The sequence below is a fragment of the Allobosea sp. GW823-FHT01F03 genome (genome assembly GCF_058798075.1).
Window position 1 is genome coordinate 1,754,200 of the sequence record NZ_CM179505.1, and the last position, 26,297, is coordinate 1,780,496.

The window sequence follows — 26,297 nt, forward strand, 5'->3', positions numbered from 1 at the left end:
GACCATGGTCCCCACCTCGCTTGGCCTGCTGATCGTCCTGCTCGGGCTCAGCATCCCCGTTGGCGCGGCGCTCCTGCTGCTTGCGCTCTCGCTCGGGGCGGCGTTCTCGCCGATGCCGATCTATCTCGCCATGGGCGAGGTTGTCTGGTCGGCCTCGACCAACGCCATCCTCGTCAGCGTGCCGCTGTTCGTGCTGCTCGGCGAGATCCTGTTGCGTTCGGGCATGGCGGACCGCCTCTATCGCTCGATGAGCCACTGGCTCGCCTGGCTTCCCGGTGGGCTGATGCATGCCAATATCGGCGCGTCGATGGTCTTTGCGGCGACCTCGGGATCGAGCGTCGCGACCGCCGCCACGATCGGGACGGTCGCGACCCCGGTCATCAAGACCTATGGCTATGGCGAGCGCCTCTTCCTCGGCACGGTCGCCGCGGGTGGGACACTGGGCATCCTGATTCCGCCCTCGATCAACCTGATCATCTATGGCTGGCTGACGCAGACCTCGGTGCCGCAGCTCTATCTCGCCGGTTTCGTGCCCGGTATCGCGCTCGGGCTGATCTTCATGGCGACGATCCTGATCTGCTGCCTCATCCGGCCGCAATGGCGCGGGCGCGCGATCGAGACCTCGTGGAACGAGCGTATCGCCAGCCTCGGCGGGCTGGTGCCGCCAGCGATCATCTTCCTGATCGTGATCGGCAGCATCTATGCCGGTTTCGCGACGCCGACGGAATCGGCTTCGCTCGGCGTGGTCGTCGCAATCGGGCTGGCTGCGATCAACCGCAGGCTCTCCGTCTCGATGATCCTCGAGGCGCTCGACGGCACGATGCGGACATCGGCGATGATCATGCTGATCGTCGCAGCGGCCTTCTTCCTGAACTTCGTGCTGTCCGCGATCGGCCTGGTCGGCGCGCTGAACAGCTTCATTACCGGCCTCGGGCTCGACCCGATGGGAACGCTGGTCGCGATCATCATCTTCTATCTGATCCTCGGCTGCTTCATGGAGCCATTGCCGATGATGATCGTGACGGTTCCGATCATCGTCCCGGTCGTGATCCAGGCCGGATTCGATCCGGTCTGGTTCGGCATCATGGTGGTCCTGCTCTGCGAGACGGCGATGATCACGCCGCCTGTCGGGGTCAATCTCTATGTCGTGCAGGGCGTCCGGGGGCGCGGCGTCATCAGCGACGTCATTCTCGGAGTCCTCCCCTTCATCGGCAGCCTGCTCGTCATGATCGTCCTGATCATCGCCGCGCCCGGCATCGTCATGTGGCTGCCGCGCCTGATCGGCGCGCAGTGACCATCGTCCAACGATCTGTAATTCGGAGAAGAATGTGACCTATCCGCGAACCGTATCGCTGCGTGGCAAGTCGATCGAGATCACCGAAGCCAAGCGGGCCGCCCGCGTCGCCGAGATGCCGGAGATCGATTGGATCGGGGATCGCGATCTGCGTGACAAGGTCATCGACGCCTGGGTCGCTGCGCTCGAAGCCCATGGCTTCACGCAGATCGGCGAGATGAAACCCTCGGGCAACTACGACTCGATGCCCTTGCTGACCGGCACGCAATGCGACCATATGCGCTCGGTCTGCCGCCTGGCGGTGAAGACGGCGGAGGAGATGGCGGGCCTGTTCCCCAATTTCCGCTATGACCGCGACATCCTGATCGCCGGCGCGCTCTGCCACGACATCGGCAAGGTCTGGGAGTTCAAGCCCGACAATGTCCAGCGTTGGAAGGCCGATCGCCACGCTGTCGGCTTCCCCTCGGTCCGTCACCCCGGCTACGGCGTTTTCATCTGCTTTGCCATGGATCTGCCGGAGGCGGTGGCCCATATCGCAGCCGCTCACTCAGCCGAGGGTGAACTGCTGGAGCGCAGTCTCGAAAACACGATCGTCCATTGGGCCGACGTAACCTTCTGGAAGACGGTCGAAGCCGGTGGCCAGTTCGCAACAACCGACACTTGGCTCGATGGTCTGACCGGCGGCGTCAGCGGAAAGCCAAAATCCGCGGCGCTCTAGCCCCCACATCGCGGGCGCCAAATCGGGTCATGAGCAGCTTGGCGAGATAGGTCTCGAAGGCGTCGCGGTTGACGGCCCGTCCAGCAGCCAGGGTGCGATGAAGCCGCGCAGCCTTAACGCGCCGACGAAGGTCGTCGTGATCGCTGCTACGCGCGACCCTCCGGGTGCAACGGCCATGCGGCACGGCTATTCGCTGGCGTTCACCGCTGACAGCGGCCGTGTCGGCGGGCCATGTTGGTCGAGGCCCGGGGCTGGTCGATGAGGACGAGGCGCTGCGGATCGAGATCGGGCCGGCTTTCTGACCAGCCCTGCCGGCGCTTCAGGATGTCAGAGGGGCTCTGCTCGCTGGCATGCGCCGATGCGCATGTCGCGAGCTGCCAGCTCGGCCCTGATCTCAGCCGGCCCTTCCATCGAGATTTCGTGTTCTTTCCTCAGAACGGCAGGCCGACATAATTCTCCGCCAGCGCCGCCATCGCAGCTGGCGACGAGATCAGATAGGCGCGCTCGGCCTGCTGGATCCGGCCGCCGAAGCCGTCATGGTCGGGAAAATGATGCATCAGCCCGGTCAGCCACCAGGAAAAGCGCTCGGCCTTCCAGACGCGGGCGAGGGCGCGGGCCGAGTAGGCGTCGATGCCGGCGGATGAGCGCTCGGCATAATGCTCGCCCAGAGCTTGCGAGAGATAATGGACGTCGCTGGCGGCGAGGTTCAGGCCCTTGGCGCCGGTCGGCGGCACGATATGGGCGGCATCTCCGGCGAGGAACAAGCGGCCGAAGCGCATCGGCTCGGCGACGAAGGAGCGCAGGGGTGCCAGCGACTTTTCGAGCGAAGGGCCGGTGACCAGGGCGTCGGCGGTCGCAGGGTCGAGCCGGCGGCGCAGCTCGGCCCAGAAGCGTTCGTCCGTCCAGTCGTCGACGCGCTCGTTCAGGGCGCATTGCAGGTAATAGCGGCTGCGGCTGTTCGAGCGCATCGAGCAGAGCGCGAAGCCGCGCTCCTCGCCGGCATAGATCAGCTCATGCGAGACTGGCGGGACATCGGCAAGCAGACCGAGCCAGCCGAAGGGGTAGACCCGTTCGAAGGTCTTGAGGGCGCGGCTTGGCACGCTGGCGCGCGAGACGCCGTGATAGCCGTCGCAGCCGGCGATGAAGTCGCAATCGAGACGCTTCTGCTCGCCGTGGTCGAGATAGGTGACGTAAGGGGCGTCGCCGTCGAAATCATGCAGGGCGACCTTCTCCGCCTCGTAGACGGTGAGCGCGCCCTGGCTGGCGCGCAGGTCCATGAGGTCGCGGGTGACCTCGGTCTGGCCGTAGACGGTGACATGCTTGCCGGTCAGCCCGGCGAGGTCGATCCGGTGGCGCTTGCCGTCGAAGAGCAGGTCGAAGCCGTCATGCGGCAGGCCCTCGGCGTGCAGGCGGGTGCCGGCCCCGACCGCATCGAGGAGCCGGACCGTGCCGCTTTCGAGGACGCCGGCCCGGATGCGCGAGAGCACATAGTCGCCGCTGCGCTGCTCGAGGATGACATTCTCGATCCCGGCCGCATGCAGCAGCTGGCCGAGCAGCAGGCCGGCCGGGCCCGCGCCGATGATCGCGACTTGCGTGCGCATTCTGGTTACGTCCTCGGCCGTTCCGGCTCGGAGCTGGCCGGTTACGCGTTCCCCGCGCATATCCTGCGCGGAGTTCCGAAGCTGCGTCCAGAGTGCCGGCCGCCGGTATTTGGTCGTAGTTAGCGGCCCGGAAATGGCTCAGAAGCCGGCGGCGTGCCCGTCTTTCCGGAAATCGGAGCCGCCGACATAGCCGCCCGCGATCCGGTGGACGAGCTGCGCGCCGCCGAAGCCGAAGCTCGAATCGGGGGACTCCAGCGCGATACGGTGGCCGAGCGCGCCGAGTTTCTGCACCACGTCCGGCTTCATCGTGCTTTCGATCGCGACGTCGAGCCCCACGATGACGCGCCAGCGCGGCGCGTCGGCGGCGGTCTGCGGGTCCTGACCCCAGAGCTGGGTGCGCAGCATCATCTGCAGGTGACCCTGTGCCTGCATCGGCCCGCCCATCAGGCCGAAGGCCATGATCGGCTCGGAAGCGCCCATGACGAAGCCGGGGATGATGGTGTGGAAGGGGCGCTTGCGCGGCCCGACCTCGTTGGGGTGGCCCGCCTGCGTGGTGAAGCCGAAGCCGCGGTTCTGCAGGCTGATGCCGGTGCCGGGAACGACGACGCCGGAGCCGAAGCCGGCATAGTTGGATTGGATGTAGGAGACCATCATGCCGTCGGCGTCGCCGGTGGCGAGGCAGACCGTGCCGCCCTGCTTCGGCGCGCCGACCGGGAATTCGGTCGCGCGGCTGCGGTCGATGAGCCTTGCCCGCGAGGCGAGATAGGCCGGGTCGAGCAGATGCGCCGTCTTGACCTCGTGCATGCTGCCTTCGTCGGCGACATAGGTCTCGACGTCGAGGAAGGCGAGCTTCATCGCCTCGATCTGGAGATGCAGCGCCTCGGCGCTGTCGGGCGCAAAATCTGCGATATCGGTCTGGCTGAGCATGCCGAGCGCCATCAGCGTGGCGATGCCCTGGCCGTTGGGCGGGATCTCGTGCAGCGCCGCCTCGCCGAAGCGCTGGCTGATCGTGCCGCACCAGTCGTTGCGATGAGCGGCGAGGTCGTCCTCGGTCAGGGCCGCGCCATGCTGCCGCGCGAAGGCGGCGATCTTGCCGGCGAGCGCGCCGCGATAGAAGGCTTCGCCGCGCGTCTCGGCGATCAGGCGCAGGCTCTCTGCCATATCGGGCGTGCGGAAGATCTCGCCGGCGAGCGGCGCCCTGCCGCCCGGCATGAAATGCGCGGCGAAGCCGGGCTGCTCCTTCAGCGTGCTGGCGCCACGCCGCCAGAGCTCGCCGATGATCGGGGTGACGTGGAAGCCGCGCGAGGCGTAGTCGATCGCCGGTTCGAACAGGGTCTCGAAGGGCAGCTTGCCGAAGCGCTGCGACAGCTCGGCCCAGGCCGAGACGGCGCCCGGCACGGTGACGCTCTCCCAGCCGCGCTGCGGCATGCCGCCCTTTCCGGCGAAGCGCTCGGGCGTCCAGGCGGAAGGCGAGCGGCCCGAGGCGTTGAGCCCGTGCAGCTCCTTGCCGTCCCAGAGGATGCAGAAGGCATCGGAGCCGAGGCCGTTGCCGGTCGGCTCGACCACCGGCAGGGTGATCGCGGCGGCGAGCGCCGCATCGAGCGCATTGCCGCCCTTGCGCAGCATCGAGAGGCCGGCCTCGGTCGCCAGGGGATGCGAGGTCGCGACGAGGTTGCGGGCGAGGACGGGAGAGCGCCGGGACGGGTAGGGCGCGTCGATCGGGAATTTCATGGCGAGGCCTTCAGCGGAGTTTTTGCGCACGGACGCGCGGCAGGGCGAGAAGCGGCGGGGCCGACCGGGTGACTGGTGAAATCCGAGCGCGGCCGGCAAACGGGCGAGCGCCCAGACCCTGCCGCGAAGCGCCGGCTTCGACAAGCCTTCGCGGCCGTCTCCGAGGCTGGCCGGCTATGCCTTGCGCGAAGCCGGGATCATGATCGCACCGGAGGCCGCGACGACGAGGGCGAGGCCGAGCCAGTCGGTCGCCGTCGGGCGCTCGCCGAGCAGCAGCACGGAGCCGAGCGCGCCGACCGCCGGCACCATCAAGGTCCCGAGGCTGGCGATGCCGGCCGGCAGCCGCGCGACCACGACGAACCAGAGGAAATAGGCGAGCGCCTGCGCGCCGAGGATGTGGAAGCTCAGTGCCGCCGCGACCTTCGGCGAAAGCAGCTTTGGCACGGGAAAGCCCTCGAAGACGAGCATGCCGAGGCCGGCCGCGACGCCGCCGACCAGCAATTGCCAGGCGGCGATGGTGAGCGCCGGCGCCGCCACCGGCCAGCGCTTGGTGACGATGGTGCCGAGCGCCCAGCTCAATGCGGCGAGCAAGGCGAGTGCCAGTCCGGGCGAGAACTGGCCGCTGCGGATCAAGGGCAGGCCGAGGCAGACGAGGCCGGAGATGCCGAGCCCGAGGCCGAGGAGCCGGCGCCGGTCGAAGCGTTCGCCGAGGATCGGCAGAGCGAGCAGCGTCGCCCAGATCGGCATGGTGAAGGTCAGGATCGCGGCGCGCGAGGTCGGCGCCATCAGCTGGGCGAAGGCGAGCAGGATGTTGAAGGCCGCGATCGAGAGGAAGCCGGCGATGATCAGCCGCGACCATTGCTCCCTTGGCACGGCGAGCGGGATGCCGCGGGCGAGCGCGACGGCGACCAGCACCAGCCCGGCGAAGGTCATGCCGGCGGCGCGCAGCGTCCAGGGCGCGATCTCGGTGAGCGATATCCGCACCGCCGGCCAGTTGAAGCCCCAGAGCAGGCCGAGCAGCGGGACGAGCAGAAGCGAGCGGGAAGGGGCGGGCGGCATGGCGAGACTATGCGGGATGGCGGGACGCGGGCGTCATGTCATTTCGATGGAGGCTCGATGCGCGGCAGACGGGCGCCGCTTTTCCCTTCTCCCCTTGCGGGAGAAGGTGGCTCGAAGGGCCGGATCAGGGGCGCTCAGGTCTTCCTTCGTCATGGTCGGGTTTGTCCCGGCCATAACGAGCGTGATTACCGCCCGAACCATTTGCCGCCGGGGACGGCGGCGAGGAGCTGGCGGGTATAGTCATGCTGAGGTGCGGCGAAGAGGGCGGCCGTCGGGCCGCTCTCGACGATCCTGCCGCGCTGCATCACCGCGATCTTGTCGCAGATCTGGGCGGCGACGCGCAGATCATGCGTCACGAACAGGATGGCGAGGCCGAGCCGCTGCTGGATGTCCTTGATCAGGGTCAGGATCTGCGCCTGGACGGAAACGTCGAGCGCCGAGACGGCTTCGTCGGCGACGAGCACATCGGGCTCCAGGGCGAGGGCCCGTGCGATGCCGATGCGCTGGCGCTGGCCGCCGGAGAATTCGTGCGGGTAGCGGTCGATGGCATTGGCCGAAAGCCCGACCAGCTCGAGCAGCTCCTTCGCCCGCGCCAGCGCCTGGGAACGCGGCGTGCCATGCGCGACCGGCCCGTCCGAGATGATGCGCCCGACGGTCTGGCGCGGGTTGAGCGAGGCGAACGGGTCCTGGAAGACCATCTGGATACGCTTGCGGTGCTGGCGCAAGGCGGCGGCGCCGAGATCGCTGAGCACGAGGTCGCCGAGCGTGATCCTGCCGCCATCGGGCTCGATCAGGCGCAGGCAGCAGCGCCCGACGGTCGACTTGCCGGAGCCGGATTCGCCGACGAGCCCGAGCGTCTCGCCGCGGGCGAGGGTGAAGCTGACATCGTCGGCCGCTTTCACTTCCCGCCCGGGACGGAAGAGGGAGCGCTTGCGGTAGACCTTGCCGAGCTTCTCGACGGTCAGCACCGGCTTGGTGTCGGGAAGCGCCGGCCGTTCCGGCGGCGTCAGCGAGGGCACGGCCGCGAGCAGCTTCCGGGTATAGGGATGGCGGGCCGCGCCGAGTACCTCGTCGACCGTGCCTTCCTCGACCAGCACGCCCTTTTCGAGCACGGCGATGCGGTCGGCGATCTCGGCGACGACGCCCATATCGTGGGTGATGAACAGCACGGCGGTGCCGTGCTTGTGGCGGAGATTGTCGATCAGCTTGAGAATCTGGGCCTGCGTCGTCACGTCGAGCGCCGTGGTCGGCTCGTCGGCGATCAGCAGCTTCGGTTCGAGTGCGAGCGCCATCGCGATCATCACGCGTTGGCGCTGGCCGCCTGAGAGCTCGTGCGGATAGGCGCGCGCCAGCCGCTCGGGCTCGGGTAGGCCGACCTCGGTCAAGAGCGCGACGGCTCTCGCATAGCGCTCGGGCTTGCTCAGCAACCCATGCGCCTCGAAGGTCTCGACGATCTGGTCGGCGACCCGCATCACCGGGTTGAGCGAGGTCATCGGCTCCTGGAAGATCATGCCGACCTCGCGGCCGCGCACGCCTTCCATCGCCGCCTCGTCGAGCGAGAGCAGGTCGCGGCCGGCGAGCCGGATCGCGCCGCCGGCCGGCTTCACCGCCTTGGGCAGGAGGCCCATCACGGCATGGGCCAGCATCGACTTGCCCGAGCCGGATTCGCCGACGACGCAGAGCGTCTCGCCGGGTGCGATCGAGAGAGTCACGTCCTCGACAGCATAGGGGCGGTCGGCGAGGGCGGGGAGGGCGAGCCGCAGCCCTTCGACGGCGAGAGCCGGAGCCACCATCATTCCCGCTCCCGGGCTAGACGCGGATTGAGGGCATCGTTCAGCCCTTCGCCGGCGAGGTTGAGGGCGAGCACGGTGAGGAAGATCGCGAGCCCCGGGAAGAAGCTGATCCACCAGGCGTCGAGCAGCCGGGTCCGTCCGGCGCCGACCATATAGCCCCAGCTCATCAGATTGGGGTCGCCGAGGCCGAGGAAGGAGAGCGAGGATTCCAGCAGGATCGCCGAGCCGATCATCAGCGAGCCCATGACGATGATCGGCGCCAGCGTGTTGGGCAGGACCTGGCTGAAGATGATGCGCGGCGTCGACTGGCCGATGGTGACGGCGGCCTGGACATATTCGCGCGTCCGCAGCGAGAGCACCTCGCCGCGCACCAGCCTCGCCACCGGTGGCCAGGAAACGACGCCGATGGCGAGTACGATCGAGCCGAGCTGCGGCTGCAGGATCGCGACCATGACGATGGCGAGGGCGAAGGAGGGGATGGTCTGGAAGAACTCGGTGAAGCGCATCAGCGCATCGTCGACGAAGCCTCCGGCATAGCCGGCGACGGCGCCGAGCGGCACGCCGATCAGCAGCGCGACGAGCGTCGAGACCACGCCGATCATCAGCGAGACGCGGGCGCCATGGACGAGGCCCGAGGCGAGATTGCGTCCGAGCGTGTCGGTGCCGAGCGGGAAGCGCTCCATCACGAAGGGGGCGAGGAAGGGGCGGCCGACCGTGCGCCAGGGCGATTGCGGGTAGAGCCAGGTCGCGAGCAGCGCGAAGGCGATCACGACGAGCAGGATCAGCACGCCGATCACGGCGCCGCGATTGCGGGCGAAGCGCTTCAGGAAGCTCATGACGTCGCCTCCGCTGCGACCAGACACACTCCGTCATGCGCGGCCTTGTGCCGAGCATCCACGCTTTGTGACGCTGTGGTTGGCTGAGGCGAAGACGTGGATGGTCGGCACAAGCCCGACCATGACGGGAAGGCGGATCGGATCATGACGCTGCCTCGATGCGCGGATCGACCAGGCGATAGACGAGGTCGGTCAGGATGTTGAAGCCGACGACCATGGCCGAGGAGATGAAGAAGACGCCGAGCAGCACCGAATAGTCGCGCTGGACCAGCGCGTCGAACATCAGCCGGCCGATGCCCGGCCAGGCGAAGACGGTTTCGGTCAGGACGGCGCCGCCGACGAGCTGGCCCGCCTGCAGGCCGGCCAGCGTCACCACCGGCAGGATCGCATTGCGCGCCACATGCCGGCGCGAGACGACCGCCGGTGAAAGTCCCTTGGCACGCGCGGTCTTGACGAAATCGGCGCCGGCCACTTCCAGCATCGAGGCCCGCATCATCCTGGCATAGAGCGCGGTGAAGAACAGGCCGAGCGTCAGTGCCGGCAGGATGAGGTGGCGACCGATGTCGAGCGCGCGGGCAAAGCCGGTATAATTCGCGCCGATGGTCTCGTAGCCGACATTGGGAACGAGGCCGAGCTTCAGCGCGAAGGCGATCTGACTCAGCAGCGCGACCCAGAACAGCGGGGTCGCGTAGAAGACGAGCGCCAGCGTGGTGATCAGGCTGTCCTGCCAGCGCCCGGCCCGGCGGGCGGCGAGCGCGCCCATCAGCGTGCCGAGCCCGAGCGAGACGATGAAGGCGGCGCCGGTGAGCAGCAGGGTCGCCGGCAGGCGCTCGAGGATCAGGTCCAGCACCGGGCGCTGCTGGCGATAGCTGAAGCCGAGATCGAGCGAGGCGTAGCCCTTGAGATAGATCCAGAGCTGCTGGAGCAGCGGCTGGTCGAGGCCGAAGCGCTCGCGCAGCTGCTGCAGCAGCACCTCGTCCGCGGCGCCGGCCTCGCCCGCCAGCACCTGTGCGGGGTCGCCGGGCGCGGCCCGGATCAGGAAGAAATTGAGCACCGCGATGGCGAAGAGGACGACGACCCCCTTCGCGAAGCGGCCGGCAAGGAACTGGGGCAGGTTCATTCAGACGATCCGAAGAGACTGGCGATCTGCCGATCGATCGCAGGCCGCGAGGGCCTCACCCGTCATGGTCGGGCTTGTCCCGACCATCCACGTCTTCATTGGTCGAGGGCGGAGTTCAAGACGTGGATGCTCGGCACAAGGCCGAGCATGACGGTACGATGCGGCGGTCGAAGGCATCACTCCTTCCAGGCATCCCGGAAGCCGTCGTTCACGCCGACGCCGGTGGTGACGAGGTTCTTGACGTTGCAGCGATAGATGGTCGGGAAATCCATCTCGAGCAGCCAGAGCACCGGCAACTCGTCGGCGAGCAGCTTCTGCACCTTCGTATAGAGTTCCTGCCGCTCCTTATCCGTGGGCGCGATCGCGGCCTCGGCGAAGAGCTTGTCGACCTCCGGATTGGAGTAGCCGCCGACATTGGCGAAGGGATTGCCCTTGGCGATGTTGGACGAGATGTAGCTGCGCGCCACGCCCATTGCGGGGTCGCCGAGCTGGTAGAGGAAGTTGAAGTTGAGATCGAAGTCCCAGTTGCTGGCCTTCTGGGTCCAGCCGGGCACGTCGGTGTTCTCGATCTGAACCTTGACGCCGACATCCTCGAGGTTCTGCTTGATCGCCTCGGACCAGCGACTCCAGGTCTCGCCATAGGGCAGGTTGAGCAGCTTGATCGTCTCGCCCTTGTAGCCGGAGGCCTTGATCAGCTCCTTCGCCTTCTTCGGGTCGAAATCATATTTCGGCACGTCGGCGGAATAGAAGCGCGTCTTCGACGAAATCGGCCCGGTCGGCAGCTTGCCGAGGCCGCCCCAGACCACTTCGCGGCCGAATTCGCGGTCGATCGCGTGCATCAGGCCCTGGCGGAACTGCTTGTTGCCCAAAATGCCGTTGCGGACGTTGGGGGTCAGCCAGGCATGGGGAGCGAACATCTCCCAGCCCTTGGTCGTCATGCAGGTATTGGGCAGCTTGGAGAGGCGGGCGACGTCGTAGACATCGACCGAGCCGCCGGTCAGCACGTCGACCTTGCCAGTCTCGTAGGCGACGGCGCGGGCCGCCGCATCGGGGATGATCTGCCAGTAGATCTCGTCGATGTTCGGCTTGCCCTTCAGCCAGTAGTTCTCGTTCTTGACGAGGTGGATATAAGAGCCCTTCTTCCACTCCTTGAACTTGAACGGGCCGGTGCCGATCGGCGTGTTGTTGGCCGGGTTGGCGCGGTAATCGGTGCCGTCATAGATGTGCTTCGGGATCATCGGCGCCGAAGCGACTTCCTGCGTCATGATCAGCGGCCCGAAGGGCTGCTTCAGCGTGATCTTGACGGTGAGGTCGTCGACCTTCTCGATCTTCTCGACCTGGGCGTTGACGATCGGGCGCCAGCGCGGATGGACCTCGCGCAGGAACTTGTCGAGCGTGAAGACGACGTCGTCGGCGGTGAAGGGCTTGCCGTCATGCCAGGTCACGCCCTCCTGGAGCTTGAAGGTGTAGACCTTGGCGTCGGGCGAAATCTCCCAGCTCTTGGCGAGCGAGGGCTGCGGCTCGAGCTTCTCATTATAGCGCAGCAGCGATTCATAGATGTTACCGGCGACCATGTTGGTCGGGCCGTTCTGGTTCAGCCCCTGCATAAGCATCGGCGGCTCGGGCTGGACCACGACATGGACGGTGCCGCCCTTCTTCGGCTCCTGCGCGGTCGCGGCGCCGAGCGCCAGCACCGACACGGCGAGTGCGAGTCCCAATCTCGATACCGTCATCGTCGTTCTCCGTTCCCTTGGCCTGCTCCCGGCAGCAACAGGCAGCGCTGCCGGGGCGACCTCTGTTTTGACCTGCTCCGCGGCCTGACGGGATCGCACCCGATCACACGCCGATTGGCAAGCTCCGTGCCATTGAAAGCGAGACTCAAAATTCGTGTCAATCTCTGACATGCTGTGTTAATAGGCGACACAGCGAGTGTTCAGGTGACGGGCGGATCGTGAGCGCAACCGATGGGGCGGGGGGAGATCGGGCAGCGCGCCTGCCGCCGGGTGTCCCGATCGTCAGGGCGGTCGACCGGGCGATAGCGCTGCTACGCGCTTTTCGTCCGGAGCAGCCGCGCCTGGGTCTCAGCGAGCTTTCGCGGCAGGTGGGGCTCGACAAGGGCACGGCGAGGCGGCTGCTATCGACGCTGCAGCTCAACGAGCTGGTCGAGCATGACGAGCGCACCCAGACCTATGCTCTGGCGGTCGGGCTCGCCGAGCTCGGCAGCGCCGTCCCGACCGGGCGTGAACTGCGCGATATCGCCGGCCCCTGTCTGACCGAGATCGCCGAGAAGACCGGCGCGACCTCCTTCCTCTGGGTCCATGTCGCCGGGCGCGGTCTCTGCGTCGATCGCGTACGGGCCTCGCTGCCACATGTCGACGCGACCTGGTTCGCGGTCGGGGCGCAGGCGCCCTTGAATTGCGGGGGCGGCCCGCGCGTGCTGCTCGCCTATCTCGATGACGAGCAGCGTCGGCTCGCGCTGTCGATCGACATGCCCAGGCGCGCACCGGCGAGCCAGACCGACCCCGAACTGCTCTGGCGTGAGGCCGAGCGGATCCGGGCCCAGGGCTGGGAGCTGGCCGCGGACGATTTCTTCATCGGCCTGACCGGAGTGGGCGTGCCGATCTTCGACCGTTCGGGCGCGCTCGCCGGTGCGCTCAGCATTTCGTCGTTGACCTCGATCGTGGCGCCGGACGGTCACCCCGTGCATCTCGAGGCCCTGTTCGATGCGGCCAGGCGGATCGGCAGCAGGCTTCTGCCTGACTGAGCGGACTTGGCGGCTCCGGCCCAGGCCTGTATCAGCCTTGCCATGGAACTGAGGCATCTGCGCTATTTCGTCGTGCTGGCCGAGCAGCGCCATTTCGGCCGCGCCGCCGAGATCCTGCACATGGCGCAACCGCCATTGTCGCAGCAGATCAAGGCGATGGAGGAAGAGCTTCAGGTCACGCTCTTCGACCGCAGCGTGCGCCCGATCGAGCTCACCCCCGCCGGCAAGACGCTGCTGCGCGAGGCCCGCCAGATCCTGCAGCAGATGGCGCGCGCCCAGGCGATGACCAAGCGCGTCGGCCGGGGCCAGGAGGGTAGCCTCGTCATCGGCGTCACCGGCTCGGCGGCGGCCGAGTTCCTGCCGCCGATCCTCGAAGCCTTCTACGAGCGCTGGCCGGATGTGACGCTGTCGCTGCGCGAGATGTCCTCGCCCGCCCAGCTCCTGGCGCTGGAGAAGGGCGAGATCCATCTCGGCTTCGTGCGCCCGCCGATCCTCGACGACACGCTCGGCATCCGCCTCGTCCATCAGGAGCCTTTCCTGCTGGCGCTGCCGGAGAGCCACCCATTGGCAGCCTCGCCTGCGGTCCGTCTCGCCGATCTCGCCGGCGCGGCACTGGTGATCTTCGATCGCGACGAGGCGCCGGGTTTCCGCGATCTGATCATGCATCTGTGCCAGAGCGCCGGTTTTTTTCCGGCGCGGGTCCAGGAGGCGCACCAGATGGTGACGATGCTGGCGCTCGTCGCTGCGCGGGTCGGGGTCGCGCTGGTGCCGCGCTCGGCGAGGCATCTCACCCCTGAGCGCGTCGTGCTCAGGCCGATCCTCGACGACACGCCGCTGATCGAGCTCTATGCCGCCTGGCCGCGCGACCGGCACTCGGTGCTGATTGAGGAATTGCTGGCCGTGATCGACGAGGCGCGTATCACGCAGGCCGTCGATCTCGACCCGACGCCGGTATAGACGCCGGCCGGCGCGATATGCGTAGCGCTATAATAGGATAGAAACTCGATATTGGACCCTGGTCGGAGCCGGCAACTAGCCTCATCGCGTCGGTGTTGCCTCGATAATCATATCGATCCCAGCGCCTTCGTCGATGAGAGGCCGAGGCGTGAGCAATTCCGTAGATCCGATCACCCGATCCGTCGTCCAGCACCGGCTGATTTCGATCGTCGAGGAAATGGGCGAGGCGATGCTTCGCACCTCCTATTCGCAGATCCTCAACGCCAGCCGCGATTTCTCGATCGGCATCTGCGATCCGCAGAGCCGGCTGATCGCGCAGGCCGACCATATCCCGATCCATGTCGGCGCCCTGACCTGGGCGGTGCGCGCCGTCGAGGAGAAGTTCGGCGACGCGGTGCAGCCGGGCGACGTCTACCTGCTCAACGACCCTTATTGCGGCGGCAGCCATCTGCCTGACGTGACCGCCTTCGTGCCGGTCTATGGCGATGGCAGACGCCTGCTCTGGAGCGTGGTGCGGGCCCATATGGGCGATATCGGCGGCGCGACGCACGGCGCCTACAACCCGCAGGCGACCGAGATCTGGCAGGAAGGCCTGCGCATTCCGCCGATCCGCCTCGCCGAGGCCGGGCGGATGCGCGAGGACATCCTCGACATGCTGGCGCTGAACGTGCGTTTTCCCCGCGATTTCCGCGGCGATCTCGCGGCGATGATCGGCGCGGCCCATCTCGGCGAGAAGCGGATCGGCCGGCTCTTCGCAGATGTCGGCACCGACACGGTCTCCGATGCGATCGAGGCGATCCTCGACGGCGCCGAGCGCCAGTCGCGCGCCATCGTCGAGAGCTGGAAGGACGGGGTCTATCATGGCGAGGCGCTGCTCGACGATGACGGGCGTGGCCGCACCGACATCAAGGTGGTCGCCAAGGTCACCAAGCGGGGCAGCGATCTCGAAATCGATCTGACCGGCAGCGATCCGCAGTCGAAGAGCTTCGCCAACTCGCCCCATGCCAACACCCAGGCGGCGGTGGCGATGGCCTTCGCCTATCTCGTCGATGCCGAGATCCCGAAGAATGACGGCTGCTTCCGGCCGCTTTCGGTGAAGCTCAAGCCCGGCACGATCGTCTGCGCCGACGACAATGTTCCGGTGACTTTGTGCACCACCCATCCCGCCAACGAGATCGTCGAGGCGGTGATCCGGGCGCTGAGCCAGGCCTGCCCCGACCGGGCGATGGGCGGCTGGGGACGGCGCTTTCGGATCTCGATCACGGGCGATAATCCGCGTACCGGCAAGCGCTTCATCTGGCACATGTTCCATGCAAGGCCGGGCGGCGGCGGCTCGCCGCGCGGCGATGGCTGGTCGGCGGCCGGCGAATGGCATTCGGTCGGCGGCATCAAGTTCGGCAGCATCGAGGTCGCCGAGGCGCGCTTCCCCTTGCGCTTCGAGAGCCATGAGTTCCGCCCAGGCTCCGGCGGTGATGGCGAGCATCGCGGCGGGCTGGGCACGAGCATGGACCTTGTGGTCGAGGTTCCGGCCTATGCCCATACTGCGGGCGAGGGTGCCAAACACGGTTCGGCCGGCATGCTCGGAGGGCAGGATGGCGCGCCGCATGACTATCGGATCGTCTCCGGGGACAGCAGCCGTGCCTTGAAGACCAAGGAGTTCGGCATCGGCATTGCGGCCGGCGACCGGCTGGAGATCCGCTCCTCCGGCGGCGGCGGCTGGGGGCCGCCGGAACGGCGCTCCGCCGAAGCGCGACAGCGCGACATCGACACCGAATTCACGAGCGCCTGAGCGGAGCCCACGCGTCATGACCAAGCTTTTCCGCGTCGGCATCGATGTCGGCGGAACCTTCACCGATCTCGTCGCGATCGACGAGGCCGGCGTCACCACCTTCACCAAATCGCCCTCGACGCCGCAGGACCAGTCGATCGGCGTACTCAACGGTCTCGCCGATCTGGCCGGGCGGGTCGGGCTCGACCTGCCGGGCTTCCTGGCGGCGATCGAGCGTATCGTCCACGGCACTACGGTCGCGACAAACGCGCTGCTCGAAGGCAAGGGCGCCAAGGTCGGCCTGCTGACGACGCAGGGCCATCGCGACGTGCTGGAAATGCGCGAGGGGCTGAAGCCCGAGCGCTACAATCTCCTGCTGCCGCCGCCGGATCCGCTGGTGCCGCGCCAGCTGCGGCGCGGCGTCAAGGAGCGCATCGCCTTCGACGGCAGCGTCTCCGTGCCGCTCGACAAGGCATCGCTCGACGCGGAGATCGCGCGGTTGAAGCAGGAGGGCGTGACCTCGGTCGCGATCTGCTACCTGCATTCCTACCGCAACGCCGCGCATGAGCGCGAGACGGCGCTGGCCTTGGCGCAAGCCCTGCCGGAGGCCTTCGTCTCGCTGTCGAGCGAGGTGCTGCCGCAGATCAAGGAATACGAGCGCGTCTCGACGACCGTGGTGAACGCATATGTCGGTCCGGCGGTGCGCAAATACTTGCAGAGCCTCGAGACGCGGCTGGAACAGGCGGGCTTTGCCGGCTCGCTCTTCATCATCCTCTCGCATGGCGGCATGGCGCCGTTGCAGGAGGCCGCGCGGCTCGCCGCCGCGACGGTGCTCTCCGGCCCGGCCGGCGGTATTGCCGGCTCGCGCCGCGTCGCCGAACTGATCGAGACCCGCAATCTCGTGCCCTTCGACATGGGCGGGACCAGCACCGACATCTCGCTGATCGAGGATGGCGAGATCGCGCTGTCGGCCGAGCGCGGCCTCGCCGGCCAGCGGATCGCGCTGCGCAGCCTCGACATCGCCAGTATCGGCGCCGGCGGCGGCTCGATCGCCTATGCCGATGCCGGTGGCACCTTCCATGTCGGCCCGCGCAGCGCCGGCTCGGTCCCGGGGCCGGCCTGCTACGGCAATGGCGGGGAGGAGCCGACCGTCACCGACGCGAACGTGCTGCTCGGCTATCTCGGCGCCGAGACCTTCATGGGCGGGCGCCGCAAGCTCGATACAGCAGCGGCTGAAGCCGCCGTCGACCGGCTCGCGGCCCGGCTCGGCATCGACCGGATGCACTGCGCCGCCGGCATCTACCGGCTGATCAATCTGAAAATGGCCGACGGTATCCGCCTGATGACCTTGCGCCGCGGTGTCGACCCGCGCGGCTATACCCTGCTCAGCTTCGGCGGGGCGGCCGGTCTGCACGCTGTCGAGGTGGCGCGCGAGATGGAGATGCGCCGGGTCGTGGTGCCGACCGTCGCCTCGGTGCTCTCGGCCTGGGGCATGCTCGCCAGCGACCTGCGCTACGAGGTCACCCGCAGCCATCTGGGCGACATGGCGCAACTCGACGGCAAGGCGCTGCGTGCCGCCTTCGACAGCCTGGCGGGCGAGGCGACGGCGCATCTGAAGTCCTGGTTCAACGGACCGATCCGGATCGAGCGCTCGGCCGAGATGCGTTATGGCGAGCAGATCTTCGAGGTCGACGTGCCGCTCGACGGGCTCGACCTCGACGATGCGGGCGCGATGACCGAACTGGTCGAGCGCTTCCATCGCCGCCATGAGGAGCTCTACACCTATTGCTCGCCCGGCCAGGAGGTGGTGCTGGTCAATGCCCGCGTCGCGGCCGTCGGCCTGGTCGAGCCGCCGCGCGACGAGCCGGGCCTCGCGGTTGCCGGCGAGGCGCCGCAGCCGGCCGGGATGCGCCGTGCCTTTTTCGGCGAATGGCGCGAGGTGCCGGTCTTCCGCTTCGAGACGCTCGGCCCCGGCAACGCGGTCGAGGGGCCCGCCATCGTCGAGGCGGAGACCACCACCGTGGTGCTGAATGATGGGGACAGATTGAGTGTCAACGGGCTCGGCTGGCTCGACATTGCGCTGAAGCCGCGGCCCGGTGCCTGAAACCCGGCGCTTTCGCCGTTTTCGGAGGCATCATATGCGCAGGCTAATAATCGTATACGAACTGGGTATTTGACGATCAAGCTGCTGAAAACTCAAGGTATTTCAGCAGGGAAACCGAAAGCTACAACCAAGAAGAGGGGTCGTGTCATGTCCGTCCTGAACTGGCTCGGAGGAGCCTTCATCACTGCGGCCATGGCCGTAAGCGGCCAGGCCGCCGCGCAGACCAGTCTCAAGGTCGTGGCGCCCTGGTCGAACCTCAATGCCTATGGCAAGGTCGAGCAGCCTTTCTGGTCGAAGACGTTCGGCGAGCTCACCGGCGGGCAGGTCACGGCCCAGGTCACCTCCTATTCGGAGCTCGGACTGTCCGGCGTCGAGCTGCTGCGTCTCGCCAAGCTCGGCGTCTTCGACATCGCCCATATCGTCGTCGGCTATTCGGTGGCGGACGATCCGGTGATCGAGGGACTCGAGCTCTCGACCCTGATCCAGGACATCCCGACCGGCCAGAAGGCGCTCGACGCCTACCGCCCGGCCGTCGCCGAGACGCTGCTGAAGAAGCACAATCTCGTTCTGCTCGGCGCCTATCCCAATCCGAGCCAGGTGCTCTATTGCCGCGAGCCGGTGAAGAGCCTCGCCGATCTGAAGGGCCGCAAGGTCCGCTTCTACGGCGCCAGCATGAACGACTTCATCTCGGCGGCCGGGGCGGTCGGCGTCAGCGTGCCGCTGGCCGAGGTCGTGCCTTCGCTGCAGCGCGGCGTGGTCGATTGCGGCATCACCGGCACGCTGACCGGCTATTCGTTCAAATGGCCGGAGGTGACCAAGAACCTCTACACCATGCGCTTCGGCTGGGGCCTGACCCTGATCGCCGCCAGCAAGGCGAAGTGGGATGCGCTGCCGAAGGATCGCCAGGAGGCGACGCGCAAGGCCGTCGGCACCCTGGAGCAGGAACTCTGGGCGCTGGCCGCCTCCGACGACAAGGCCGGCGTCGACTGCAATACGGGCCGCGCCGCCTGCCCCTATGGCGCCCCTGCCGCCATGGCGCTGGTCGAGCCCTCGGTGGCCGACGAGGCCGAGCGCAAGCGCATCCTCCAGGATGTCGTGCTGAAGAAGTGGGCGGGCCGCTGCGACAAGGCCTGTGTCGAGCAGTGGAACGCCACGGTCGGCAAGGTCGCCGGCGTCACCGCGGCTCCCTGATCGCGATCTCGCCCGGCGCGTCAGGCGCCGGGCGAGATCGTTTGCCGGAGCCGGCAAGCGGGCATTGCCAGAGGGGCCGCGATACGGTCTTTCGTCTTGGCGCCAGCCGTGCGGTTCGCACGGCTCCGCAAATCGCATCGCAGTGCCTTTGCCCCGATGCGAGCCCAATCAGCGCGAGGGAAGAGAGTGATGGATCCGGTGACGCGCCCGCAGGGGCGAGAGGGCGGTACGCTGGGCCGGCTGGACGATACCTTGCGCCGCCTCGCGCGGGCGATGCTGCTGGTCGCGGGCTGGGGCCTGCTGCTGCTCGGCATGCTGGTCGCGGTCGATGTCGCGGCGCGCAACACGATCGGCCGCAATATCGGCGGGGTCGACGAGATCGCCGGCTATATCTTCGCCATCGGGATCTCCTGGTCGCTGACCGAGGCCTTCTACGCTCGCAGCCATGTCCGGATCGATTTCCTCTACCAGAAGGCGCCGCCCGGCCTGCGCGCTCTGCTGGACGTTTCATCGATTCTGGCGCTGGGCTTCGCCGCCGCCTTTCTCGCCTTCAGCGGCTGGCTGGTGGTGTCCGGTTCCTGGGGCATGAGCTCGCGTTCGGCCAGCGTGCTGCAGGTGCCGCTGGTCATTCCGCAACTGCTCTGGTTCGCCGGGATGCTCGTCTTCCTGGCTGCGCTGCTGGTGTCCTCGCTTCAGGCCTGCCTTGCCCTCGCGGCCGGGCGGCATCCGGAGCTGGCGGCACGCTTCGGCATCATGTCGGCCTCGGAAGAGGCCCAGGAAGCGCTCGGCGCCCGCGAGGAGAAAGCCTGATGCTCGCCAATGCCTCGCTGCTGCTGGCCATTCTGATCGGCGCGAGCCTGCCGATCGCCGCGACGCTGATCATCTGCGCGCTGCTGCTCAGTGCGATCTATTCGCCACTGCCGCTGTTCCTGGCGGCCTCCGAGATCTTCTGGAAGGTCTCGACCGAGTTCACCCTCACCAGCGTGCCGCTCTTCATCCTGCTCGGCGAGATCCTGCTGCGGGCGGGCATCGCGGAGCGCATGTACGGTGCCGTCGCGCTCTGGCTCAACCGCCTGCCGGGCGGGCTGCTGCATGCCAATATCGGCGCCTCGACCCTGTTCGCCGCTACCTCCGGCTCCAGCGTCGCGACCGCGGCGACGATCGGCACTGTGGCGCTGCCCGAGGTGCGCCGGCGCGGCTACAATGAACGCCTCTTCCTCGGCAGCCTCGCCGCCGGTGGCACGCTCGGCATCCTGATCCCGCCCTCGATCCACCTGATCATCTACGGGATGATCACCAACACCTCGGTGCCGAAGCTCTATCTCGCCGCGGCCATTCCAGGGCTGTTGCTGGCGGCGTTGTTCTCATTGATCATCGTCGTGATCTGCATGGCCAAGCCCGGTTTCGGCGGCGAGCCGATCAGGGCGACCTGGCGCCAGCGCTTTACCAGCTTGGTCGATCTCGTCCCGATCCTGCTGCTCTTCCTCGTCGTCATCGGCTCGATCTATGCCGGTTTCGCGACCCCGACCGAGGCGGCCTCGCTCGGCCTCGTCTTCGCGGTGGTGCTCGCCTGGTGGTATGGCAAGCTCTCGCTGGCGCTGCTGCATGAAAGCTTCATCGGAGCGATGAAGGCGACGGCGATGATCATGCTGATCGTGCTCGCCTCCTATTTCCTCAATTTCGTGCTCTCGGTGATCGGGCTGTCGCAACAGCTGACCAGCTTCATTTCCGGGCTCGGCTTGTCGCCGCTGCAGACCATGCTGGTGATCATCGCCTTCTTCGTGGTGCTCGGCTGCTTCCTGGAATCGCTGTCGATGCTGGTGACGATCACGCCTCTGGTCGCGCCGATCGTGATCGGCCTCGGCTACGACCCGATCTGGTTCGGCGTGATCCTGACGATCCTGCTCGAGCTGGCGCTGATCACCCCGCCGGTCGGCATCAATCTCTACGTCGTCCAGGCGATCCGCGGCCGCGGCAGCATCCAGGACGTCATCGCCGGTTCGTTGATCTTCGTCGTCAGCATGTTCGCGCTGATCGGGCTGCTGCTGGCCTTCCCCGAGATCGCGATGTGGCTGCCGACGCATTACGGCGATTAGAAGAGCCGGTCTTCGGTTCGCACCGACATCTTCCGTCCTCCCGGGCCGGGCCCTGGAGGACGTTTCGTTTCTGGCACCTCTGTGTCCCGTCTCAGCCGCAGCCCGTACGACAGGTGATGCGGCTGACTCTCGCACGCTCCTCGCCATAGGTCGCGACTTCGATCGTCACGGCGCCGCGGCGCCAGAGAAAGAGGCAGGGCGCCACGCCCGTGCCGGCGCAGGCGAACATTTCCGGCCGGCCGGCGCAGCGTCTGTCGCCCGGTCGGCACTGATCGGCGCCCGGAAGGTGCAGTGGTGCCCAGCCCTGGGCCAGCAGCGCCTTGCGAGTCCGGCCATAGTTCTGTCCCTTTGGAAATCTCGGCAGCGCAGCCATGGCGCTGGCGCTGGCGCAAAGAGCGAGCAGCGCAGCCAGAGACAGAAAAGAGCGCATGGCGGGCATCGGCCTGTCCTCCGGCGCGGCGGCCTTCGCCTGCGTCCGCCCGCGCCCAGCAATAGCCGGGGTTCGCGCCCTGGCGCGATGCCGGCCCGGACGCGAAGCCCGGGCGCGGCGATATCGTGGCCGATGACGAGCCCGGGGTCAGATGACGCGGGCGCGGATCACCGAGGTGACGAGCTCGGTCACGACGACGACGGCGAAGATCACCACGAGGACGAGGCCGACCTGGTCCCAGTAGAGATTGTCCATCGCCGCTTGCAGCGCGACACCGAGGCCGCCGGCGCCGACCAGGCCGAGCACGGCGCTCTCGCGGACATTGATGTCCCAGCGGAACAGGCTGACGGCCAGGAAGGCCGGCTTCACCTGCGGCCAGAAGCCCTTGAGCAGCACGGCGCGGCGGGGTGCCCCGGCGGCGCGCAGCGCCTCGATCGGGCCGGGCTTGGCCTCCTCGATCGCCTCGGCCAGGAATTTCCCGGTGAAGCCGATCGAGTGGACGGCGACCGCCATCACGCCGGCGAGCGCGCCGGGACCGAAGACCGCGACGAAGAGCAGGGCCCAGACCAGGGTGTGGACCGAACGGGTCGCGACCAGGATGAAGCGGCCGAGCGTGTTGACCCAAACGGAGGAAGAGACGTTCCGGGCGCACATCAGCGCGACCGGCGTCGCCAGCAGGATCGCCAGGATGGTTCCAAGCGTGGCGGTGTGCAGCGTCTCGACCAAGGCCGTCTGCACCGTGCTGGCATAGTAGCTCCAGTCGATCGGCCACATCCGGGCGAACAGGTCGACCGTCTGCTGCGGCGCGTCGTAGAGGAACTCCGGGATGATCTCGATGGTCTGGAACGACCAGCCGAGCGCCAAAGCGGCGATGCCCCAGAAGGCGAGCCGCAGCGTCCGCTCCGTCGTGGTGAAGCGGTGCCAGACCATGCCGGAGGGGCCGCGCTTGACCTCGCCCGTCGGCGCCTCGTCCTGGTAGATCCGGCGCATGAAGGCCGAGAGCACCTCGCCCGCCATCACGGCGGCGATGATCGCGATGATGATGGTCAGCACGAAGTCGTAGTCGAAGCGCTGGAAGGCGGTGAACAGGGTCGCACCGATGCCGCCGCCGCCGACCAGGCCGACCAGCGCCGAGTTCCTGAGATTGGAATCGAGCTGATAGGCGGCAAAGCCGATGAAGCGCGGCAGGACCTGCGGCACCACGCCCATCACCACGACGGAGAGGAACGGCGCGCCGGCGGCACGCAGCGCCTCGATCGGCTTCATCGACATTTCCTCGATCGCCTCCGCGATCAGCTTGGCGATGAAGCCGAGCGTCGCGACGATCAGGGCGAGGATGCCGGCGAGCGCACCGAAGCCGACCGCCTTGACGAAGAGGATCGCGACGATGACCGGATGGAAGGTGCGGCAGAGCGCGATCAACCCCCGCGCCGCCACCGTCACCGGCAGCGGCATCAGGTTGCGGGCGGCGAACAGGCCGAGCGGCAAAGCGAGGAGAACGCCGGCGCCGGTCGCGATGATCGCGATCTGCAGCGATTCCAGCATGCCGTCCAAGAGCAGCTGCATCTTGTCGGCTGCGGTGTTGGGCGGGAACATCCGGCCAAGGAAGCGGGCACCGTTGTCGAGCCCCTGGACGAAGCGCTCCCAGCGAATGTCGAGGATCTGCGCGGCATAGGCGACATAGGCAAGGAACAGCAGGGCGCCGATGCGCAATGGCCAGTTCGGCGGGAAGGCGCGGCTGCGCAGGCTGCCGGTGGCGGGAAGCGCGCTCATTCCATCCAGCCTTCGCCGCCATAGATCTCGGCGAGATGGGAATCCTGCAGGCCCTCCGGCGGGCCGTCATAGACGATCAGGCCCTTCGACATGCCGATGATGCGCCGGGCGAAACGCTTCGCCAGCGCGACATTGTGGATGTTGACCAGGACCGGGATCGAGCGCTCGCGGCCGACCTCGGCGAGCAGCTCCATGATCTCGACCGAGGTTTTCGGATCGAGCGAGGAGGTCGGCTCGTCGGCGAGGACGAGATCCGGTTCCTGCATCACGGCGCGGGCGATGCCGACGCGCTGGCGCTGGCCGCCGGAGAGCTGGTCGGCCCGGCGCGTCGCGAAATCGCCGAGCCCGACGGATTCGAGCAAAGCGAAGGCGCGGGCGATGTCGGCCTCCGGGAAACGCCGGGTCCAGCTGCGCCAGACCGGGACATAGCCGAGCCGGCCGCAGAGCACGTTCTCGATCACGGTCAGCCGCTCGACGAGATTGTACTCCTGGAAGACCATGCCGAGGCGGCGCCGCGCCTGGCGCAGCGCGTCGCCCTGGAGCTTCGCCAGATCGACGCCGTCGAGCATGATCGAGCCAGAGGTCGGGTCGACCAGCCGGTTGATGCAGCGGATCAGCGTCGACTTGCCGGTGCCGGACGGGCCGATGATGGCGACCGTGCCGGGTTCGTCGATGGTGAGGGAGATATCACGCAGGACGGGCTGGCCGGCCCGGTATTCCTTGACGAGATTGCGGATGATCAGCGTCCGGCAAGTGCCGGACGCTTCGTTTGGCAGGGCGCTCATGAAATGCGGCTGCTTTCCGATCAGGGAGCCTTGGCCGGCGCGGGCTGCGCCTTCTTCTTGGCGGCGGCATCCGCCTCGCGCTTCGCCTCGGCGTCGTAGGCGGACTTGTTGTAGGGCGTGCCCGACTTCTCGGCGACATCACGCACGATCGCCCAGTCCTTCTGGTAGGTGATCGGCAGGAAGCGGTCGTCGCCGTTGAACTCCTTGGTCATCTCCGGGGTGAAGCGGAAGGAGAAGAAGCAATCGGTCAGCTTCTTGGCGAGCTCGGGCTTCAGATCGTGCGCATAAGCGAAGGAGGAGGTCGGGAACACGGCGCTGCGATAGATCTCGCGCGTGTCGTCCTTCTTGATCGTGCCGCGCACGATCATCCGCTCATAGACGTCGCCGGCGACGGCGCCCATGTCGTAGTCGCCCGAGACGACGCCGAGGATCGACTTGTCGTGCCCGCCGGACATCAGCGGCTTGTAGTCCTTCTCGGCTTCGAGCCCGTGCTCCGGGAAGAGCACGCGCGGGGCGAGGTTGCCCGAGTTGGACGAGGGCGAGGTGTGGGCGACCTTCTTGCCCTTGAGGTCGGAGAGTTTCTGGTAGGGGCTGTCCTTCTTGACGACGGCGACGAGGTTGTAGCCGCGCACGCCGGCCTCGGAGCCCTTGGCGGCGAAGGGGATCGCGCCGGCGAGATTGACGGCAAAGCCCGTCGGACCGGTCGAGAAGCCGGCGAAGTGCAGGCGCCCGGACCGCATGGCCTCGATCTCGGCCGAGTTGGACTGGACGGGATAATAGACGATGCGCTTGCCGGTGCAGGTCGCGAGATGGTCGGTCAGCGGCTTGAAGATGTTGGCATAGACCGCGGGATCCTCGACCGGCGTATAGGCCCAGACCAGCGCCGAGGGGTCCTTCAGCTTGGAGGCATCGGTCGGGACGTCGGCGACGAGATCATTGTTCGCATCGCAGTAATTGGTGTCGAGCTGGCCGCGGTTCGGGCAGGCATCCTGCGCCTGGGCAGGGGCGGCGACGACGGTCGCGAGGGCGAGGGCCAGCGGCGCGACCGTGGCGAAGCAAGCGGATTTCAGGTTGAACAAGGCGTCTTCACTCCCTTTCGACAAGGCTCCACGCGAGGGAGCCTTGTCGGTACTATGTGACACAAAACCGTCACAATCCAGTCATGCGGCAAAGACCGTCAGCCGGCAAGCCACATCAAAGCGTGCTGCGGCAGGGTCAAAGTCGCGTCGCTGCCGATCTCGTGGAGGTCCGCGCCGGACTGGAAAGGCAGGTCGACGGAGACCTCCGCATTGCCGATCCGGGCGCCGTAGCGGACGCTCGCCCCGAGGAATTCGCGATGGACGATCCGGCAGGGCAGGGCGATCAGCCCGGGGGCGGCAGCACCAGCGGCCAGCAGGTTGGCATGCTGCGGACGGAAGACCAGCCTTGCGCCTTCCGGCACCTTGCGATCGGCCGGGATCGGCAGCGAAAAGCCGCCCTCGATCGCGAAGGCACGGGCCGCGCCGGCGCCGGTGACCTTGCCTTCCAGGATGTTCGCCGTTCCCAGGAAGTTGGCGACGAAGAGGTTCGCGGGGCGCTCATAGAGCTCCATCGGCGTGCCGACCTGCTGGACCATGCCGTCGCTCATCACGGCGATGCGGTCGCATATCGTGTTGGCCTCTTCCTGATCGTGGGTGACGAAGATCGTCGTCAGGCCGAGGCGCTGCTGCAGGTCGCGCAGCTCGCGGCGGACCTGCACGCGCATCTTGGCGTCGAGATTGGAGAGCGGCTCGTCAAGCAGCAGCACCTTGGGCTCGACCGCGACGGTGCGGGCGACGGCGACGCGCTGCTGCTGGCCGCCGGAGAGCTGGGAAGGTCGCCGGTCGGCGAGATGGGCGAGCCCGACCAGGCCGAGTGCGGCCTCGACGCGGCGCTCGACCTCGGCGCGCTTCACGCCGCGCTCCTCGAGCCCGAAGGCGACGTTGCGGCGAACCGTCATATGCGGCCAGAGCGCATAGGACTGGAAGACCATGCCGACATCGCGCTTCCAGGGCGGCAGGTCGGTGATCTCCTTGCCGCCGATCCGGACATGGCCGGTATCGGCCTGGTTGAACCCGGCGATCAGGCGCAGCAGCGTGGTCTTGCCGCAGCCTGAAGGGCCCAGGAAGGCGAAGAACTCGCCCGGCTGGATCGCGAGGCTGACGTCCTTCAGCACATGATTGGTGCCGTAGGACAGATTGACGCCTTCGATGTCGACGGAGACGGCCGGCGTGGTCAGTGAGACGTTTGCGTTCATGG

21 protein-coding genes and 1 pseudogene are annotated in these 26,297 nt (G+C 67.4%); 9 read left to right on the forward strand and 13 right to left on the reverse strand.

The genetic code is table 11. From position 1 onward, the window contains the following. Nucleotides 1-4 precede the first annotated feature (4 nt). Nucleotides 5-1,294, forward strand: coding sequence for a TRAP transporter large permease (locus AC3RCC_RS08220; protein WP_492258126.1), 1,290 nt, complete (start codon nucleotides 5-7; stop codon nucleotides 1,292-1,294). Nucleotides 1,295-1,328: 34 nt separating this feature from the next. Next, the gene (locus AC3RCC_RS08225) at nucleotides 1,329-2,012 is read left to right on the forward strand and encodes an HD domain-containing protein (protein WP_492258127.1); all 684 of its coding nucleotides are present in this window, start codon (nucleotides 1,329-1,331) and stop codon (nucleotides 2,010-2,012) included. 4 nt (nucleotides 2,013-2,016) lie between these two features. Here the strand turns inward: AC3RCC_RS08225 and AC3RCC_RS08230 are convergent. The 8 genes and pseudogenes from AC3RCC_RS08230 to AC3RCC_RS08265 form a co-directional block, all read right to left on the reverse strand. Further along, nucleotides 2,017-2,371, reverse strand: a pseudogene (locus AC3RCC_RS08230) (transposase); the annotation flags it as partial. Nucleotides 2,372-2,443: 72 nt separating this feature from the next. After that, nucleotides 2,444-3,613 (reverse strand): 4-hydroxybenzoate 3-monooxygenase, encoded by a 1,170-nt coding sequence (gene pobA, locus AC3RCC_RS08235; RefSeq protein WP_291637149.1) that lies wholly within the window; start codon nucleotides 3,611-3,613, stop codon nucleotides 2,444-2,446. 138 nt (nucleotides 3,614-3,751) lie between these two features. After that, entirely contained in the window at nucleotides 3,752-5,344 is a 1,593-nt protein-coding gene (locus AC3RCC_RS08240; protein ID WP_492258128.1) for a gamma-glutamyltransferase family protein, read from the reverse strand. A gap of 174 nt (nucleotides 5,345-5,518) precedes the next feature. Then, nucleotides 5,519-6,403 carry a DMT family transporter gene (locus AC3RCC_RS08245; RefSeq protein ID WP_452119406.1) on the reverse strand — a complete coding sequence of 295 codons (885 nt, stop codon included), beginning with the start codon at nucleotides 6,401-6,403 and terminating at the stop codon, nucleotides 5,519-5,521. A gap of 185 nt (nucleotides 6,404-6,588) precedes the next feature. Then, nucleotides 6,589-8,196, reverse strand: a complete 1,608-nt coding sequence (locus AC3RCC_RS08250; protein WP_492258129.1) for an ABC transporter ATP-binding protein — start codon at nucleotides 8,194-8,196, stop codon at nucleotides 6,589-6,591. Continuing rightward, on the reverse strand, nucleotides 8,196-9,032 hold the full coding sequence (locus tag AC3RCC_RS08255) for an ABC transporter permease (protein WP_492258130.1): 837 nt from the start codon (nucleotides 9,030-9,032) through the stop codon (nucleotides 8,196-8,198). Before AC3RCC_RS08255 ends, AC3RCC_RS08250 begins: the two co-directional genes overlap by 1 nt. 142 nt (nucleotides 9,033-9,174) lie before the next feature. Continuing rightward, nucleotides 9,175-10,152, reverse strand: coding sequence for an ABC transporter permease (locus AC3RCC_RS08260; RefSeq protein WP_492258131.1), 978 nt, complete (start codon nucleotides 10,150-10,152; stop codon nucleotides 9,175-9,177). Between the two features lie 176 nt (nucleotides 10,153-10,328). Beyond that, nucleotides 10,329-11,885, reverse strand: coding sequence for an ABC transporter substrate-binding protein (locus AC3RCC_RS08265; protein ID WP_291637143.1), 1,557 nt, complete (start codon nucleotides 11,883-11,885; stop codon nucleotides 10,329-10,331). Between the two features lie 218 nt (nucleotides 11,886-12,103). On the opposite strand from AC3RCC_RS08265, the gene AC3RCC_RS08270 reads away from it, so the two are divergent. The 7 genes from AC3RCC_RS08270 (at nucleotide 12,104) to AC3RCC_RS08300 (ending at nucleotide 21,032) form a co-directional block, all read left to right on the forward strand. Beyond that, nucleotides 12,104-12,916 (forward strand): IclR family transcriptional regulator, encoded by an 813-nt coding sequence (locus tag AC3RCC_RS08270; protein WP_492258132.1) that lies wholly within the window; start codon nucleotides 12,104-12,106, stop codon nucleotides 12,914-12,916. Between the two features lie 42 nt (nucleotides 12,917-12,958). Then, the gene (locus AC3RCC_RS08275) at nucleotides 12,959-13,873 is read left to right on the forward strand and encodes a LysR family transcriptional regulator (RefSeq protein ID WP_291637139.1); all 915 of its coding nucleotides are present in this window, start codon (nucleotides 12,959-12,961) and stop codon (nucleotides 13,871-13,873) included. A gap of 148 nt (nucleotides 13,874-14,021) precedes the next feature. Then, complete coding sequence (locus tag AC3RCC_RS08280; protein ID WP_492258133.1) at nucleotides 14,022-15,662, forward strand: hydantoinase B/oxoprolinase family protein; 1,641 nt, start codon at nucleotides 14,022-14,024, stop codon at nucleotides 15,660-15,662. Between the two features lie 16 nt (nucleotides 15,663-15,678). After that, nucleotides 15,679-17,745, forward strand: coding sequence for a hydantoinase/oxoprolinase family protein (locus tag AC3RCC_RS08285; protein ID WP_492258134.1), 2,067 nt, complete (start codon nucleotides 15,679-15,681; stop codon nucleotides 17,743-17,745). A gap of 147 nt (nucleotides 17,746-17,892) precedes the next feature. Continuing rightward, the gene (locus AC3RCC_RS08290) at nucleotides 17,893-18,936 is read left to right on the forward strand and encodes a TRAP transporter substrate-binding protein (RefSeq protein ID WP_492258135.1); all 1,044 of its coding nucleotides are present in this window, start codon (nucleotides 17,893-17,895) and stop codon (nucleotides 18,934-18,936) included. A 189-nt stretch (nucleotides 18,937-19,125) separates the two neighbouring features. Beyond that, nucleotides 19,126-19,746: a TRAP transporter small permease subunit gene (locus AC3RCC_RS08295; RefSeq protein WP_291637131.1), complete on the forward strand. Its 621-nt coding sequence runs from the start codon at nucleotides 19,126-19,128 to the stop codon at nucleotides 19,744-19,746. Further along, nucleotides 19,746-21,032, forward strand: a complete 1,287-nt coding sequence (locus AC3RCC_RS08300) for a TRAP transporter large permease (protein ID WP_452119415.1) — start codon at nucleotides 19,746-19,748, stop codon at nucleotides 21,030-21,032. The genes AC3RCC_RS08295 and AC3RCC_RS08300 overlap by 1 nt, the downstream gene beginning before the upstream one ends. A 91-nt stretch (nucleotides 21,033-21,123) precedes the next feature. Here AC3RCC_RS08300 and AC3RCC_RS08305 read toward each other — a convergent pair whose 3' ends face one another. From AC3RCC_RS08305 to AC3RCC_RS08325, 5 genes are all read right to left on the reverse strand, one after another. Continuing rightward, nucleotides 21,124-21,462 carry a hypothetical protein gene (locus AC3RCC_RS08305; protein WP_492258136.1) on the reverse strand — a complete coding sequence of 113 codons (339 nt, stop codon included), beginning with the start codon at nucleotides 21,460-21,462 and terminating at the stop codon, nucleotides 21,124-21,126. A 147-nt stretch (nucleotides 21,463-21,609) separates the two neighbouring features. Further along, nucleotides 21,610-23,235, reverse strand: a complete 1,626-nt coding sequence (gene phnE / locus AC3RCC_RS08310) for a phosphonate ABC transporter, permease protein PhnE (protein WP_492258137.1) — start codon at nucleotides 23,233-23,235, stop codon at nucleotides 21,610-21,612. Further along, nucleotides 23,232-24,020: a phosphonate ABC transporter ATP-binding protein gene (phnC, locus tag AC3RCC_RS08315; protein ID WP_291637125.1), complete on the reverse strand. Its 789-nt coding sequence runs from the start codon at nucleotides 24,018-24,020 to the stop codon at nucleotides 23,232-23,234. Before phnC ends, phnE begins: the two co-directional genes overlap by 4 nt. 20 nt (nucleotides 24,021-24,040) lie before the next feature. Then, nucleotides 24,041-25,099 carry a phosphate/phosphite/phosphonate ABC transporter substrate-binding protein gene (phnD, locus tag AC3RCC_RS08320; protein ID WP_492258138.1) on the reverse strand — a complete coding sequence of 353 codons (1,059 nt, stop codon included), beginning with the start codon at nucleotides 25,097-25,099 and terminating at the stop codon, nucleotides 24,041-24,043. A gap of 98 nt (nucleotides 25,100-25,197) precedes the next feature. Continuing rightward, nucleotides 25,198-26,295, reverse strand: coding sequence for an ABC transporter ATP-binding protein (locus tag AC3RCC_RS08325; protein ID WP_492258139.1), 1,098 nt, complete (start codon nucleotides 26,293-26,295; stop codon nucleotides 25,198-25,200). Nucleotides 26,296-26,297 lie beyond the last annotated feature (2 nt).

What these genes read in the sequence shown, in the direction of transcription:
- AC3RCC_RS08220 (WP_492258126.1), top strand. Translation starts at nt 5, where the DNA reads ATGGTCCCCACCTCGCTTGGCCTGCTGATCGTCCTGCTCGGGCTCAGC.
- pobA (WP_291637149.1), bottom strand. Translation starts at nt 3,613, where the DNA reads ATGCGCACGCAAGTCGCGATCATCGGCGCGGGCCCGGCCGGCCTGCTG.
- AC3RCC_RS08240 (WP_492258128.1), bottom strand. Translation starts at nt 5,344, where the DNA reads ATGAAATTCCCGATCGACGCGCCCTACCCGTCCCGGCGCTCTCCCGTC.
- AC3RCC_RS08245 (WP_452119406.1), bottom strand. Translation starts at nt 6,403, where the DNA reads ATGCCGCCCGCCCCTTCCCGCTCGCTTCTGCTCGTCCCGCTGCTCGGC.
- AC3RCC_RS08250 (WP_492258129.1), bottom strand. Translation starts at nt 8,196, where the DNA reads ATGGTGGCTCCGGCTCTCGCCGTCGAAGGGCTGCGGCTCGCCCTCCCC.
- AC3RCC_RS08255 (WP_492258130.1), bottom strand. Translation starts at nt 9,032, where the DNA reads ATGAGCTTCCTGAAGCGCTTCGCCCGCAATCGCGGCGCCGTGATCGGC.
- AC3RCC_RS08260 (WP_492258131.1), bottom strand. Translation starts at nt 10,152, where the DNA reads ATGAACCTGCCCCAGTTCCTTGCCGGCCGCTTCGCGAAGGGGGTCGTC.
- AC3RCC_RS08265 (WP_291637143.1), bottom strand. Translation starts at nt 11,885, where the DNA reads ATGACGGTATCGAGATTGGGACTCGCACTCGCCGTGTCGGTGCTGGCG.
- AC3RCC_RS08275 (WP_291637139.1), top strand. Translation starts at nt 12,959, where the DNA reads ATGGAACTGAGGCATCTGCGCTATTTCGTCGTGCTGGCCGAGCAGCGC.
- AC3RCC_RS08285 (WP_492258134.1), top strand. Translation starts at nt 15,679, where the DNA reads ATGACCAAGCTTTTCCGCGTCGGCATCGATGTCGGCGGAACCTTCACC.
- AC3RCC_RS08290 (WP_492258135.1), top strand. Translation starts at nt 17,893, where the DNA reads ATGTCCGTCCTGAACTGGCTCGGAGGAGCCTTCATCACTGCGGCCATG.
- AC3RCC_RS08295 (WP_291637131.1), top strand. Translation starts at nt 19,126, where the DNA reads ATGGATCCGGTGACGCGCCCGCAGGGGCGAGAGGGCGGTACGCTGGGC.
- AC3RCC_RS08300 (WP_452119415.1), top strand. Translation starts at nt 19,746, where the DNA reads ATGCTCGCCAATGCCTCGCTGCTGCTGGCCATTCTGATCGGCGCGAGC.
- AC3RCC_RS08305 (WP_492258136.1), bottom strand. Translation starts at nt 21,462, where the DNA reads ATGCGCTCTTTTCTGTCTCTGGCTGCGCTGCTCGCTCTTTGCGCCAGC.
- phnE (WP_492258137.1), bottom strand. Translation starts at nt 23,235, where the DNA reads ATGAGCGCGCTTCCCGCCACCGGCAGCCTGCGCAGCCGCGCCTTCCCG.
- phnC (WP_291637125.1), bottom strand. Translation starts at nt 24,020, where the DNA reads ATGAGCGCCCTGCCAAACGAAGCGTCCGGCACTTGCCGGACGCTGATC.
- AC3RCC_RS08325 (WP_492258139.1), bottom strand. Translation starts at nt 26,295, where the DNA reads ATGAACGCAAACGTCTCACTGACCACGCCGGCCGTCTCCGTCGACATC.